The sequence below is a fragment of the uncultured Microbulbifer sp. genome, from assembly GCF_913055755.1.
Taxonomy (GTDB): Bacteria; Pseudomonadota; Gammaproteobacteria; order Pseudomonadales; family Cellvibrionaceae; genus Microbulbifer.
The window spans coordinates 12022-26637 of sequence record NZ_CAJXKH010000005.1; the positions used below are offsets into that span (position 1 = coordinate 12022).

The window sequence follows — 14616 nt, forward strand, 5'->3', positions numbered from 1 at the left end:
TGTATCACCACTACCGTGGTACACACAGGGTCACCCTGTCTTACCACTAGGTGTATACCTTGGGACGGACGGGGGGCCTCCTATAGGTCGGGTTAATTATGTCCTACTGAAAAGCAGAAAACGGGAATGAAAGACTACACCCGGAGAGACCCTCAGGCGCCCTCTCTCCGGCGCTGAAACCAACCCAATCAAACGGCAGCGGGTTGACGCTGAGAGGGCCTCAGGTGGGCATACAGGAGGCCTCAGACACTCTTTGCCAACCTCTGTACACTCGACAGCGCTATGCCCAACTTCTTCGCGGTGGCGCGGTAAGACAGCTTATCCACCTCCAGGCACTGCCGGACAGCCTCGGGGTCGATCTTGGCTGGTCGCCCGGTGTATCGACCCTCAGCCTTCGCCTTCTGGATCCCGGCCATCTGCCGCTCTTTGCGCAAATTGGTCTCGAACTCAGCGAAGACGCCAAGCATCTGCAGGAAGGCGCGGCCCGACGCTGTGCCTGTGTCGATGCTCTGGTCGTGGATCTTCAGGCTAGCGCTGCGCTCCCGGATGTGATCGACAATCGCCAGTAGGTCAGCGGTATTCCTTGCCAGCCTGTCCAGCTTCCACACGACCAAGGTGTCTCCCTTGTGCAGCATGTCCAGCAGGAGACGCAGCACAGGACGCTCCATTGTGGTCGCGCTTGCCTTCTCTTCCCTCAGCACTCCGTCCGGGTAGGCAGCGGTCAGCGCTTCTACTTGGCTGGCTGTGTTCTGGTCATTGGTAGAGACGCGGGCGTAGAGGAATGTGGTCATTGCTGTGTACTCATTAGGGTTATAGACAGTAAGCGAACAGTACCGCAATCCACTTATAAATACAATAATCGGTACACCTTTTTGCTGTACCCGTGTGGATATACCCATAGCGGTACACACTGGGTCGACCTCTGGTACAAGGGGTTGGCCTTGTATCTGTAGTGATAAGTGAGGGCCTGGAGCTGGCGCGGCGTTGGCGAGTGGTGGACGCGGCGTGGACTGAGGGAAGGCGTTGAGTTGACCGGGGGCCTACCCACCCCCCCACGGGGGAAACTGGGGCGGTGATATTATTTAAATACGTGCAGAAATTTTTGGCTCATTTTCGATGTGGGCACCGCGTCGGCCTCGGTCTCTCCCTGTTTCATGCTGGGTTCATCTTCTCGGTGGGAAGATTGCAGCGGCTGTGCGTTAAGACTGTGATGCCGGTATGATTGCCGAGTCTTAGCTAAGACGATTTCAACAAAAATGATACAGGGGGATCTGTAATGAAGAAGTACTTCTTAGGGGTGATGTTTGCGTGCTTGGGCGCTAGTGGCGCGTACGCCCAGTCGTTCGGCAATGTTTTAGCTAACAACCCCACCAATCATTTTGAGCTTCTAGTTAACAACTTGAACATGCTCATGCTCGTAAAGGCGGAAGAGCTGAGGGAGAAGAGCGAAGAGTCCGACGATGAATTGAAAACAAAGTTTATGAAAGTCTCAGCGACCAATGACCATAAGCTCGTTTTTACTTCGATCTACGAGGCTCCTGTGGCGCTGGTGTCGCGGGCCAAGTGTAACGAACAGCTAGAAGAAGATTTCGCCAACATGCTAGGCGAAGATTCGCCTGTCCCGACTCTTTTGCAGATGGTGTCTTACTTTAAGATGACGGACGCTCAGGCCAGTCAAATGCTCCGCGACTCTTTCCTGAATATCAACATCCACGCAGCAGAGAATCCAGAGCTGTCAGTTTCTTGCGGTAAGTAAGGTTTCTTGTCGGGGCGCTACCACGCGCCCCCTAGCTCCTCCCTCAGTCCATAACCCACAGCCGACTCAGCGTCTACCCTCAGCTGCTCCAGGCTCGGCCCCTTGCTGTACAAACCATACGACAGCGACAGATTTCGGGTGTGCCCCAAGATCCACACAGCGCGGCTCTCAGGCACCTCGGCTTGCTCCAGATTGGTCGCCATGTGTACGCGGAAACTGTGGAAGCCTTTGTGTCTGCCGCCAGTGATACCCAGCTCTGTCTTCAGACGTCCGAAGCTCTTACCGTACTTGTCGCCCAGCTTGCCGTCTGCCCTCTTGCTCTCGAGTACCGGGAAAAGGAGTAAGTGGTCGTCGCTGTCGCGCCAGCGTAGAACCTCTGCCGCCAGTGAGCTGTGTATGGGGATCCGGCGCCCCGCGTTGAGAGTCTTGCCCTTGTAGACGTCGACCCCCTCCGCAATAGCGATGTAGACGATGCTGCCCTCTTCCCTGATCTGGGCTCGCTGCAGGGAACAAAGCTCCTCCAGGCGGCACCCGGTCGCGTACGCCAAGCGAGGGAGGAGGAACTTGTGGTAATCCTTCGACTTCTCTCGGTACTTCTCGGTAGCGTCGAAGATTGCTCGAAGCTCTTGCTTCGTGAACTGCTGGAAACTCTGGCTGTCTTTGCGCTCGACTCGGTGCCCGTCGAAGGGGTTGCGCTTGCTCTCGTCGATGTGGCCGTAGTCCTGCGCCGCTTTGAAAATGGCCGACATGAACGTGAGACGGTTGCTGATGGTCTTCCCCTTGGCCGTCGCTGCGCTGGCCTGGATGTACTGCTTCACATCTGGCCGCTTGATGGACTCTAGGGTGACATCTGCCTTCCGCGTGTGCTCCAGGTAGGTCTCGACAGCCCGCGAAGCGTGAGACAGGGTCTTGTCAGACACCCGCCCTTCCCTGTCCTTCTTGTAGACTCCCAGCGCCTCCTTGAGCGTGCACTTGGCCAGCTCTGAGACGTGGCCCTTGTATTCAGCTCGCAGCGCTTCCTTGAATGCCTTTTCATCGGGAGAGGTCGGCTCCTTCTCCAGGCTTTCCAGGTATGCGGCTTCCAGGTCGGCGGGGTCGGCTTTCGCGACAGCGCGGGCATGTACCTTAAACCGCGAGCGCTCGTCACTGCCCGCCCGGACCTCGTCAACAATGCGAAGGCACTCCGCGAGCATCTGCTGGCGTCGGCGCTGGGCTGTGCGGAGACTGTGAGTCTCCAGGCTGCGCTTGACGTACTTCTTCCCATCGAAGGCGTCGATACAGTCGGACGGGACTCGCCAGAAGAACTGCCAGAGGCCGCTGCTGTTCTGGGTCAGGTACTTGGTGTCGGACATCGGAGGAACCTCTTGTTACCTTACATGTTACCCTCCGAGGCCTCTGAAACCCAGTATTCACGGGGCTTTGCGGGTTGTAGCCGGTTTGGCTCTTCGTCCCTGCCCCACCGCCATATAAAAGAGCCCGGCTTTATGCCGGGCTTTTTTGTATGGCGCTGGGGTAGATTTGGATGAGAACCCCGTTCGAGCCGGAGCTGGCAAAGCCGGCGGAGACCAGCGAGCGCAGCGAAGCTCATCCCTGCCCCACCGCCATACAAAAGAGCCCGGCTTTATGCCGGGCTTTTTTGTATGGTGCTGGGGTAGTTTTGGATGAGAACCCCCGTTCGAGCCACAGCACTCACAGCCCGCGAAAACCATCTCAGCTACTTGGCACGCTCAAGCTTGAAGTTCGAAAAAGCCTATCTAGACACCCGCACAAAATCTGCTATCCCTACAAATACTGTGACTATTAGCGGTTAATACTTCTGCGTCGAAATACCCAAGGGGAATGTCAACGTCGATAAATAAGTAGCCAGCCGTTTTCCACGGAACTGTATCCGCCGCGAACAAGCCCCCAGTTCACTTGAACTGCGGCGATCGCTAAATGACCTATGCAGGATTCCTCGTCCGCTGCAAAAGGAAATTTATTCAAACACAAGGAAAATCACCATGAAGTCCGCAGCTCTCAAAAGCACTATCTTAGCGGTGCTTCTGGCTACAGGCCCCAGCCTGCATCTTTCTGCAGAGAGCCCCGATCAGAAGGTGGAAACGAAGACTGTAGAAGGCTTCAAAGGCGTAATCGCCAAGCGGTACCAGGATTCCACGCCGGCATGGCCGGAGGAAGAGCGCCCTCCCGCGAGCGCCCCCAACGTGCTTCTCATCCTGCTGGACGATGCAGGTTACGGGCATCTCGGCAGCTATGGCGGACTGACCGAGACCCCAAATATTGATCGTCTCGCCGCCAATGGCCTGCGCTACAACAACTTTCATACCACCGCACTGTGCTCATCTTCCCGCGCCTCTATTCTCACCGGGCGCAATCATCATTCCATCGGACTCGGATCCCATGCCCTCACCGCCATGCCATTCCCTGGATATGCGGGCCGTGTGCCGCTGTCGGCCCAGGAGGTAGCGCGTATTGCCCAGGAAGGTGGCTGGACGACTTATGCGCTCGGCAAGTGGGACCACACACCAACATTTCAGGTACATCAGGTCGGGCCATTCGATTATTGGCCGACCAATGACGGTTTCGATCACACCTACACCTTCATGGCGGCCGATGCCAATAACTTCACCCCGGTCATGTTCTCGGGGCACACACCCGTAGAACCCGCGCGCGGTAACCCGGATTACCACCTGTCAACTGATATGGCAGACAAGGCCATTCACTACATCACCGGCCAGAAGTCTATTGATCCCGAGCGACCGTTTTTCATGTTCTGGGCGCCGGGCGCCGTACACGCTCCACACCACGCGCCTCAGGGGTTTCTCGACAAGTACAAGGGCAAGTTCAATATGGGCTGGGACAAGGCCCGCGAGATGATTCACGCGCGGCAGCTGGAGATGGGCCTTATCCCACCCGGCACGAAACTGACAGAGCGACCCAAGGAGATCCCCGCCTGGAACAGTCTCAGCAACGACGAGAAAAAAGTGTACGCTCGGCAGATGGAGGCTTTCGCCGCACAGCTCGATCATGTCGATATGGAAATCGGCCGGATGATTTCCACGCTAGAACGCGTCGGCGAACTGGATAACACCTTGATCATTGTAAGCTCGGACAACGGCTCCAGCGCAGAGGGCGGCCTGTCCGGTACGCACAACGAGATGCTGCTCACCAACAATTTGCAGACGAAGCTAGAAGAGAATCTCGAACGCTACGGTGAATGGGGCTCGGAATCCACCAACAATCATTTTCACGCCGGCTGGGCCATGGCAGGCAATACCCCGTTCAAATATTTCAAGCAGGTGGTTCACCGCGGCGGAGTACAGGACCCACTCATCATTCACTGGCCAGCGGGGATCAAGGCAAAAGGTCAGATCCGCGACCAGTACCATCACATTATCGATATTGTTCCGACGATCATGGAGGTGCTGAGACTGGAACCACTCGAGGAAATCGACGGCATCAAGCAGATGCCCTTCGACGGAATCAGTATGGTCTATTCGTTCAACGATGCAGAAGCGCCAGACCGGCGCACCCGCCAGTACTATGAACTATTTGGCAATCGCGCCATATACCTGGATGGGTGGAAGGCAGTGACAATTCATGGCGGACGCATGCCTTGGATTATCGCAGGTACTTTTCCCTTCGAGGAGGATGTCTGGGAACTCTACCATGTGGCAGAGGACTTTTCGGAGTCCAATAACCTAGCCAAAGTACACCCGAAAAAACTGGAAGAGCTCAAAGCGGCCTGGGAGGAAGAAGCCTGGAAATACAATGTTTTCCCGCTCTACGATGATATCGCCACAAGACTCTCCAACGTCGTCAAACAATTCGCTCCGGTTCGCCCCGAGTACATCTACTATCCGCCGGGCGCGGTCCGGATCGCCGAGCCCTACTCGCCACCGATCAAGAACAGGAGCCATACAATAACGGCCTACGCAAACATTCCCAAAGGGGGTGCCAACGGCGTGCTCGTGTGCTCTGGCGGCCTATATGGCGGTTACGCCTTTTATGTCAAAGATGATCGCCTCGCCTACGAGTACAATACCTTCAACGAGGATCGCTTCCAGGTAAAGTCAGACAAGACGTTACCTGCCGGAGACGTGGAACTGAGGGCAGACTACACAGCAACCAGCCCGACCACTGGAACCGTCACCCTGTACATCAATGGGGAAAAGGCCGGGGAAGGTAGTATCGACCGCACTATGCCGGTAACGTTTTCACTGTCAGAAACGTTCGACGTGGGTAGCGATACCGGTACCCCTGTGTCGAAGGACTACAACCGGGATGAGAGTACTTTCAGCGGGCTCCTGGATCGGGTAGTCATTTCACTGACGCCCACCGACAAAAAGCAGGTCGAGGCACACGAATAATTGGCACACCGAAATTTCAAAGGGGGAAATGGTCTGCCAACCGGCAACGCCGGAAAAGTCTGACAATTCAACGGTACCTGCCTCGCTTCCCCGTCTCTACAACCAAACAGCAGTCGAGTTACAGTCCACTACAATTAAACTATTCCAATAAACAACAGACAGGTATACCACCCCGTCACATTTTTGCCCCGTACATGGAAGCACCCTCGTCAGCCAATGCCAGTCCGGACGCCCTGACCTCTGCGTTCGTAGATGCCGAAAGTATCCTGTCTTTCGCGATCGCGCTCGGCCTCGGACTGCTGATCGGATTGCAAAGAGAAAGAACCACCGACCGGATTGGCGGGATCCGCACCTTTCCGCTGATCGCACTTCTGGGCGCGCTCACCGCGAAGCTGAGCCAGAACCCGAATATGGGGTGGCTACTACTGGTGGGACTGCTGGCGGTAATCGCGCTGATATTGCTCGGCAACCTGGAACGCCTGCGGGGAGAGAGTGATCAGCGAGGTATCACGACAGAAGTCAGCGCCTTACTGGTTTTTCTGCTCGGCGCATTTCTGGTATTGGGCGACAAGACGATCGCTGTCATGGTGGGCGGCACCATTGCAGTACTGCTGCAATTCAAGCCGGGCATGCACAAGTTCGCGAAAAAGCTGTCGGAACGGGATTTGCGCTCGGTCATGCAGTTTGCGGTTTTGTCGCTGATCATTCTGCCAATCCTTCCCAACCGCACCTTCGGCCCCTACGATGTACTGAATCCCTTTGCCATCTGGCTCCTCGTCGTACTGATCGTCGGCATCGGCCTTGGCGGCTATGCCGCCTACAAACTGGTTGGTGGCCGCGCCGGCATTTTGTTGAGCGGCCTTATCGGCGGGCTGATCTCGTCTACCGCTACCACTGTGACCTATGCGCGCCAGGCCCACGACCAACAGAAAGGCCTCAGGCCCGCGGCACTGGTAATACTGATCGCATCCACCAGCATGTTTATCCGCATGTTTGTGGAAATTGGCGTAGTGGCACCGCGCAAGCTCCCGGATTTCCTGCCGCCGCTGCTGCTGCTGTTTGGTGTCAGCCTGATAATCTGCGCCCTCACCTACTTTCGGATCCCGCAGCGCACAGACTCGATGCCGGAACCGGGCAACCCTGCGGAACTCAAACCCGCGCTTATATTTGGCGCGCTCTACGCGGTCGTGTTAGTGGCGATCGCCGCAGCCAAAGAGTACTTCGGCAACCGGGGCATTTACGTTGTGGCATTGATTTCCGGGTTTACCGACGTGGACGCAATTACGCTTTCTTCCGCAAACCTTGCCGCCCAGGGAGCCATGGAGGTCAACGCCGCGTGGCGCGCGATGGTGATTGCGAGCCTGGCCAACCTCACTTTCAAGGCGGGTATTGCCGGCGCCCTGGGCGGCCCGGCACTGCTTCGCAGTGTGCTGAAGTTGTTCGCCGTTCCTTTTGCGGCCGGGATTGCGGTGCTCTGGCTGTGGCCTTAATAAAAAACTGAATAATCTACCGATACGAAACTTCCATGCGCTATATGCACTGTTTATACGTGACACGGCGCCCATCCCTTTGGCTAGTCTTATTAGGTGCTTCGTAGACTCAACAACTCGAATTTCAGGTATCCCGCCATTACGGGACCGAGCCCAGCGGAAATATATGGCGTGAAATTTTCCCCACTCTGGCTGATCGTCATCAGTACCACCACCGTAGCCATAGTGCTTGCGGTCCTGCATCACTTCAATCTGGACGACGAGATCCTCAACCTGCTGCACTGGCTCGACACCCTGGGCTGGCAAGCCGGACTCTGGTTTATCCTGATCATCGCCGCGGCGATCATTTTTCTGGTCCCGGGGGTGATCTTTACCATGGGCGCGGGCTTTGTATTCGGTGTATTGAAAGGTACGCTCTATGTGGTAGCCGGCACCGTGCTCGGGGCCACCCTGGCCTTCCTGATTTCCCGCTACCTGTTCAGCAAGCGCGCGTCTGCCTGGGTGATGTCCAAGATCAAACCGGCAAACCTGGGCGAGATAGTGCGCGATGAAGGCTGGCGCATGATCATGCTGACGCGGCTGGTGCCGCTGTTTCCGTTCAAGTTGTCCAATTACTTTTTCGGGCTCACCCCGCTGCGCCTGCGGGACTTCGTTCTCGGCAACCTGCTGGGGATCATTCCGATTACGGTGCACAACGTCTACGTGGGCTCTATTGCGGCGGATATCGCCAGTATCGGCAGCGATAGAGATACCCGCACCCCGATAGAGTGGGCCCTGTACGGGCTGGGATTCCTGCTGGCAATTTTTGCCATCATCGGCCTTACCCGGATGGCCCGCCGGGCACTCAACCAGAAAATCGACGAAGGAGAACTCTGATGCCCTGGATGAAATGGCTTCCGTGGCGGTTCTTCGTACGCAAATTCGCCACATCACACGGTTTTCTCGATCCCCTCACCCTGATGGCACGGCTGCAGCGCTTTGCCGAGCCATCCGAGGTCAGTGAACCCATTGAGTTATTGCGCGCGGGCGCAATTTTTCACGCGCGGGCACTGATCAACAGCAAGGTGATCCAGCACAACCTGGATTGGGTCTGGCCCTACTGGATCGAACGCCAGTTTGATCCCGCCGACGTCTCGTTTATCCCGCGGGCGTTTTCCATTACCCACTGCAACCTCAGCCATCGCAACTGGACCGCTGTCGGCGTCCCCGACAGCGAAGAAATGCCCATTGTCGATCCCCGCGGTTTGTTGATTCCACACTACGACGGATGGTCCATCGACAGCTGGATCATCGGCGACGACGGCAGCGCCCTCTATCCCTCGAAACGGGATGATGTCGACCAACAGCTGGCACTCGACGACAGCACGGGTGTGGCAATTGTCACCACATCCTCCACGGAATCTGCGCAACTGGACAGCCGGGTATGGGCCGAATTGAGTGAACGCAGCAACAACTGCCATATGCGCCTGCGCGCCCAGCACCATAGCGGTGGCTGGCTGGTGGTCTCCCTGCGCCCCTGCAACCCGGAAGGGGTCGCCTTTGTGAACAAAGTTACCCTCGGCGACAATCGCGACCAGTGGCTGGTGGACGGCACGGACAACGTATTTTTTGACCGCCCGGTAGACCGGCACCACGCGTCCGATTACCGCCGCGGGGATATTTCCCTGTACCTGCGTGACGACAGCAACGAGACCCATGCGGAGTGCGAGGTGGGAATGGCCACTGCCGCGGCGCTGTTTCGCATTGAGCCCGGTGAGAGCGTCGACACCCTGATCACCATTCCACAACACTGCAAGCTCACCAGCCGCAACGCGCGCACCAGCTGGAAAGAAAACCTGCAACAGCACTGCGCCATGAGCGTACCCGACCGGCAGATGCAGTTCCTGTACGACGCTGCGGTGCGCTCGCTGATCCTGCATTCGCCCCACGACGTGTACCCGGGCCCCTATACCTACAAGCGCTTCTGGTTTCGCGATGCCGCCTTCATGATCCAGTCGCTGCTGCACGCGGGACTGCTGGACCGCGCGGAACGCGCACTGGAGCGCTTTCCATCGCGCCAGAAGCGCAATGGCTACTTCCACTCCCAGGACGGCGAGTGGGACTCCAATGGCGAGGCGCTTTGGATCATCGACCAGTACTGCCGCATAACCAACAGCAAACTGAAGCCGGAGTGGCTGGACCCGGTACTCCGGGGCGCACAGTGGGTGGACGACAAGCGCCTGCCGAAAGACGGCAGCCTGACCGGCGGCCTGCTGCCCGCGGGGTTCAGCGCGGAACACCTGGGGCCCAATGACTGCTATTTCTGGGACGATTTCTGGGGCATCGCCGGTCAGCTGGCCTCCGTAGCCATTTGTCGTCGCGAAGGTCACCACGGCGACGCCGACAGGTTCCAGACCCATGCCGACGACTTCATGCTCACGGTCGACGAAGCACTGAAAAAAACCGAACAGCGCCTGGGGCGCCCCGCAATGCCCGCTTCGCCCAAGCGGCGGCTGGACGCCGGTGCCATCGGCTCTATCGCCGCGGGCTATCCACTGCGGCTGTACGCGGAAGACGATCCCCGGCTGCTCGACCTGGTGGAATTCCTGCTGGAAAACTGTTTCGTTTCCGGAGGATTTTTCCAGGACATGATTCACTCGGGAATCAACGCCTACCTCACCATCCATGTAGCCCAGGTACTGCTGCGGGCCGGCGATCCGCGCTGCATCGAGCTGATGCGCAATGTGGCGAAACTGGCATCACCCACCGGACAGTGGCCGGAGGCGATTCACCCGCATTCCTTTGGTGGTTGTATGGGTGACGGCCAGCACGCGTGGGCTGCGGCCGAATGGGTAACGATGCAGCGCAATTGTTTCGTGCGCGAGGAAGGTGAGCGGTTGATTCTGGCTTCAGGATTGCCCCCGGAGTGGCTCGCGGATGCGAACGCAAACAAGCCCATCCGCTTCGGCCCCGCACCCACCTATTTCGGCAAGATTTCCCTGGAAATCACCCCGGGAGAGCGCCCGCGTGTTTCTTTCTCGGGCAAATGGCACCACAAGGCACCCACCATTGAAATTCGCGCATTCGGCTTCAAGTCAGTTACAGTGCCAGAAGGCGTGGAAATGATGGAGTTGTCCCCTCTGTGAATATTGTGATGCTGAGCAACACCTACCTGCCTCACGTGGGCGGTGTTGCGCGCTCGGTGGATGCCTTCACCCGGGAATACCGGCGCCGGGGACACCAGGTGTTGGTTGTGGCACCGGAATTTTCCGAGAAGATTCCCTCTGAAGAGGGGGTGGTACGAATCCCCGCCATTCAGAACTTCAACGGCAGCGACTTTTCCGTAGCCCTGCCACTATCCGGTGAACTGAGTGAACGGCTGGACGATTTCGAGCCGGATATAGTGCACTCCCATCATCCGTTCCTGCTTGGCATGACCGCACTGCGGGTGGCGCGCAGCCGCGAGCTGCCCCTGATATTTACCCATCACACCCTCTACGAACGCTACACCCACTATGTCCCCGCAGATTCAGAAGCGCTGAAGCGCTTTGTGATCGAGTTGGCCACGCGCTATGCAAATCTCGCCAGCCTGGTATTCGCCCCCAGCGAAAGCATCGCCAGCCTGTTGCGCCAGCGCGGCGTCAAAACACCGGTTGCCGTCGTGCCCACCGGCGTGCAGCTGGAAAACTACCGCAATGGCAACGGCGCCGCGACCCGAAGCCGGTACGGCATTCCTGCGTCCGCCTATGTGATCGGACACCTCGGTCGCCTGGCGGCAGAAAAGAACCTCGAATTCCTTTCCGCCGTGGTGCTGGAATTTATCCAGCGCAATGAGCACACCCATTTCCTGGTGGTGGGCACCGGGCCGATGCAGTCGAAAATCCGGAATCTGTTCGATGCGCACGGCCTGGGGGACCGCCTGCATATGACCGGAACCTTGCAGGGGGAAGCACAACGGGATGCCTACAGCGCCATGAATGTATTCGCCTTCGCTTCCACCAGTGAGACTCAGGGCATGGTATTGACCGAGGCCATGGCCGCCGGTGTGCCGGTGGTCGCACTGGATGCTACCGGCAGTCGCGAAGTGGTTGAGGATCGCATCAACGGCCGCCTGGTGCTCAAACATTCCGAGCGGGAAATGATCAGCGCCTTACAGTGGATGCTCGAGCAGCCACCGGAAACACAGGCCAGCCTGCAGCGGGAAGCCCTGCAGACCGCAGACAACTATTCCATGGAGAACTGTGCGGAATCGGCCCTGACCCACTACCAGTCTCTGGTGCACCAGCACTGGCCGCTGGACGACTCCCTCTATGCTCAGTGGCTGCGCCTGCGCAACATGATCGGCGCGCAGTGGGAAATCATCGAGGGGGTCACCGGTGCCGCCAGCGCCGCCCTGGATCAGTCCCACCCACCCCAGGACAACAGCCACTATTGACCACCAGGCATAAGCATCAGAAACGGAACTAGCAGCCCATGTTGACGCGCATAGAAAGCTCCCTCCGGCGCTGGCGGCGACGAATCAGTCGCAGCGAGTGGCTGGCGCGCATGCTGAAGCTGCAGATCAACGAGCGCGAACCCGACGCCCCCGCCCTGGTACTGATCCAGATTGACGGCCTCGCCCGCCCCCAGCTCGACAAGGCGCTTGCCGAAGGCAAGATGCCCTTCCTGAAAAAACTGATGAAAAAGGAGCACTATCACCTGGACCACATGTACTCCGGCGTGCCCGCCACCACCCCGGCGGTGCAGGCGGAAATATTCTATGGGGTAAAAGCCGCTGTGCCCGCGTTCGGCTTTATGTCCCAGGAATCCCAGGAAATGGTGCGCATGTATGAATCCAACGCGGCGACCCAGGTGGAGAAGCACCTGGAAGAAATTGGCCAGGAACCCCTGCTGCAACAGGGCAGTTGCTATGTCAGCGTGTACCGTGCCGGGGCGGAACACGACGAGGCCCACTTCTGCCCGGCATCCCAGGGCTGGGGTCCCACCCTCAAGAATGCGGGACCGCTCGCCCTCATCGTATTGATGCTTACCAACCTGTGGAGCCTGGTGCGCACCGCAGGGTTGCTACTGCTGGAATTTATGCTCTCCGTGGTGGATTTTTTCCGCGGGCTCACCAGCGGTCAGGACTTTATTCGCGAACTTTTGTTTATTCCCACACGCATCGCCATCACCATTCTGATGCGGGAACTGTCCACGGTTGGCGTGAAGATAGATATCGCGCGCGGCCTGCCGGTTATCTATATCAACCTGCTGGGTTACGACGAGCAGGCGCACCGGCGCGGTCCCAGCTCCGCCTTTGCCCACTGGACCCTCAAAGGCATAGACGATGCCATTGCCCGTATCTGGCGCGCAGCGCACCGCTCTTCCCGGCGCCATTACGACGTGTGGATCTATTCCGACCACGGTCAGGAAGACAGCATTCCCTACGAGATACTGCATGGCCGCCCCCTGGCGGACGCGATTACGGCTGCGCTCAACGAACTCCCGAAGAGCCCCCACGGCTATCGCACCAGTGGCGAGAGAGGCATACAGCTGCAGCGTATACGGGTATTTGGCGGCCAGTGGATTCAGAAGCTGTTTCCCGTCGAGGATCCGGAAAAACTGCGTGAAGGTGAGTTGCCCATGGCGCTCTCCGCAATGGGCCCGCTGGCGCTGCTCTACAACGTGGACTGCAACGGCGCCACCAAGGCGGAAATCGCGCGACTGATCGTAGAGAAGACCCGGGTGCCGATGATCCTCTATCAGGACCACAGTGACGGCACCGGCCCCAGCAAAATCCGCGGCTGGTGGGCCGACGGCGCCTTCGAACTGCCCCGCGACGGCCGCAAAGTGCTCGGCGAGGACCACCCGTTTGTGGATGACGCGGTGGAGGATCTGGCCAACCTGTGCCGCCACCCGGATGCCGGGGATTTCGTCATCAGCGGCTGGTGTGCGGGCAGCGAAAGTCTCAGCTTCGCCATAGAGAATGGCAGCCACGGCGGCGCTGCGCCCAACGAAACCCATGCGTTTGCGCTGATGCCCGGCGACATCCACTTTGAGGAAAACGGCAGAGAGTACTGGCGACCGAAGGATATCAGGGAGGCGGCGCTGAAATTCCTCAAGGCGCAGCCGGCACAAAAACTGAAATCCCCCCCCGCGATTTATGTACCGCCCGCGCAACCGGCAGGCCCAGCAGCTCAGCAAGGGACACCAGAGCAACCCAAAGCGGAACCGGTTGCCACATCCTCTGTACTGCGCAGCGCCCGTTACCACCCCAGCAACAACCTGCGAATCATGACCTACAACGTGCATATTTGCCGGGGTATGGATGGCAAACTGTCGCCGGAGCGCATTGCCCGGGTCATCGCCCGCTATTCGCCAGACGTGGTCGCTCTGCAGGAAGTGGATGTGCGGCGCCAGCGCACCGGTGGTATCGACCAAGCGAAGCAGATCGCGCGCCTGCTGGCCATGGACTGCCACTTCCAGCCCGCCATGCATATGGAAGACGAACGCTACGGAGATTGCATCCTCACCCAGCTACCCCTGCGCTTGATAAAGAAAGGCATTCTCCCCGGGCCGCACATGCAACCGCGCTTTTTCGGGCCGGCAGAACCCCGCGGGGCGCTCTGGGTGGAAGTGGAGTTCGGTGGAGTGCCGGTGCAGATATTCAATTGCCACCTCGGGCTGTCCAAGGGCGAACGCATGCGCCAGGTAGAGGCACTGTTGAGCGAGGAGTGGATGGGCAGTGAAGACTGCGGGCGGCCGCGGGTACTGGTGGGTGACTTCAATGCGCTGCCAGGGTCACCGGAGATAAAGCGCCTCGGCAGCGTACTGGCGGATGCACAGCTGAAACTGCCCGGTCACAAGCCCCTGGGCACCTTTTTCAGCCGGCTGCCCAAGGCACGTATCGACTATGTGTTTGTCGACCAGGAAGTCGAGGTAACCGATATCCATGTGCCGCGCAACGAACTCACGCGGCTGGCATCGGATCATCTGCCCCTTATCGTCGACCTGAAGCTACCCGGGGCCGACTCCTGATTGCGTG

At 58.4% G+C, this 14616-nt stretch carries 9 protein-coding genes; 7 read left to right on the forward strand and 2 right to left on the reverse strand.

The annotated features are described in order from the left end of the window. Positions 1-242: 242 nt before the first annotated feature. On the reverse strand, positions 243-791 hold the full coding sequence (locus QZ511_RS02075) for a recombinase family protein (protein WP_295798226.1): 549 nt from the start codon (positions 789-791) through the stop codon (positions 243-245). Between the two features lie 485 nt (positions 792-1276). On the opposite strand from QZ511_RS02075, the gene QZ511_RS02080 reads away from it, so the two are divergent. After that, a complete protein-coding gene (locus QZ511_RS02080; protein ID WP_295798228.1) occupies positions 1277-1756 on the forward strand; it encodes a hypothetical protein in 480 nt (159 codons plus the stop codon). A 17-nt stretch (positions 1757-1773) separates the two neighbouring features. On the opposite strand, the gene QZ511_RS02085 is transcribed toward QZ511_RS02080, so the two are convergent. Beyond that, on the reverse strand, positions 1774-3108 hold the full coding sequence (locus QZ511_RS02085) for a site-specific integrase (RefSeq protein ID WP_295798230.1): 1335 nt from the start codon (positions 3106-3108) through the stop codon (positions 1774-1776). 648 nt (positions 3109-3756) lie between these two features. Here QZ511_RS02085 and QZ511_RS02090 point away from each other — a divergent pair. From QZ511_RS02090 to QZ511_RS02115, 6 genes are all read left to right on the forward strand, one after another. Next, complete coding sequence (locus QZ511_RS02090) at positions 3757-6123, forward strand: arylsulfatase (protein ID WP_295798232.1); 2367 nt, start codon at positions 3757-3759, stop codon at positions 6121-6123. Between the two features lie 194 nt (positions 6124-6317). Further along, on the forward strand, positions 6318-7613 hold the full coding sequence (locus QZ511_RS02095; protein ID WP_295798234.1) for an MgtC/SapB family protein: 1296 nt from the start codon (positions 6318-6320) through the stop codon (positions 7611-7613). A gap of 171 nt (positions 7614-7784) precedes the next feature. Beyond that, positions 7785-8489 (forward strand): TVP38/TMEM64 family protein, encoded by a 705-nt coding sequence (locus QZ511_RS02100; protein WP_295798236.1) that lies wholly within the window; start codon positions 7785-7787, stop codon positions 8487-8489. Further along, complete coding sequence (locus QZ511_RS02105) at positions 8489-10738, forward strand: hypothetical protein (protein ID WP_295798238.1); 2250 nt, start codon at positions 8489-8491, stop codon at positions 10736-10738. Before QZ511_RS02100 ends, QZ511_RS02105 begins: the two co-directional genes overlap by 1 nt. After that, entirely contained in the window at positions 10735-12027 is a 1293-nt protein-coding gene (locus QZ511_RS02110; RefSeq protein WP_295798243.1) for a glycosyltransferase, read from the forward strand. Before QZ511_RS02105 ends, QZ511_RS02110 begins: the two co-directional genes overlap by 4 nt. 38 nt (positions 12028-12065) lie before the next feature. After that, positions 12066-14609: an endonuclease/exonuclease/phosphatase family protein gene (locus tag QZ511_RS02115; protein WP_295798246.1), complete on the forward strand. Its 2544-nt coding sequence runs from the start codon at positions 12066-12068 to the stop codon at positions 14607-14609. Positions 14610-14616: the final 7 nt, after the last annotated feature.

Excerpts from the sequence above, each read along its gene's own strand:
- QZ511_RS02075 (WP_295798226.1), bottom strand. The coding sequence starts at position 791 with ATGACCACATTCCTCTACGCCCGCGTCTCTACCAATGACCAGAACACA.
- QZ511_RS02080 (WP_295798228.1), top strand. The coding sequence starts at position 1,277 with ATGAAGAAGTACTTCTTAGGGGTGATGTTTGCGTGCTTGGGCGCTAGT.
- QZ511_RS02085 (WP_295798230.1), bottom strand. The coding sequence starts at position 3,108 with ATGTCCGACACCAAGTACCTGACCCAGAACAGCAGCGGCCTCTGGCAG.
- QZ511_RS02090 (WP_295798232.1), top strand. The coding sequence starts at position 3,757 with ATGAAGTCCGCAGCTCTCAAAAGCACTATCTTAGCGGTGCTTCTGGCT.
- QZ511_RS02095 (WP_295798234.1), top strand. The coding sequence starts at position 6,318 with ATGGAAGCACCCTCGTCAGCCAATGCCAGTCCGGACGCCCTGACCTCT.
- QZ511_RS02105 (WP_295798238.1), top strand. The coding sequence starts at position 8,489 with ATGCCCTGGATGAAATGGCTTCCGTGGCGGTTCTTCGTACGCAAATTC.
- QZ511_RS02115 (WP_295798246.1), top strand. The coding sequence starts at position 12,066 with ATGTTGACGCGCATAGAAAGCTCCCTCCGGCGCTGGCGGCGACGAATC.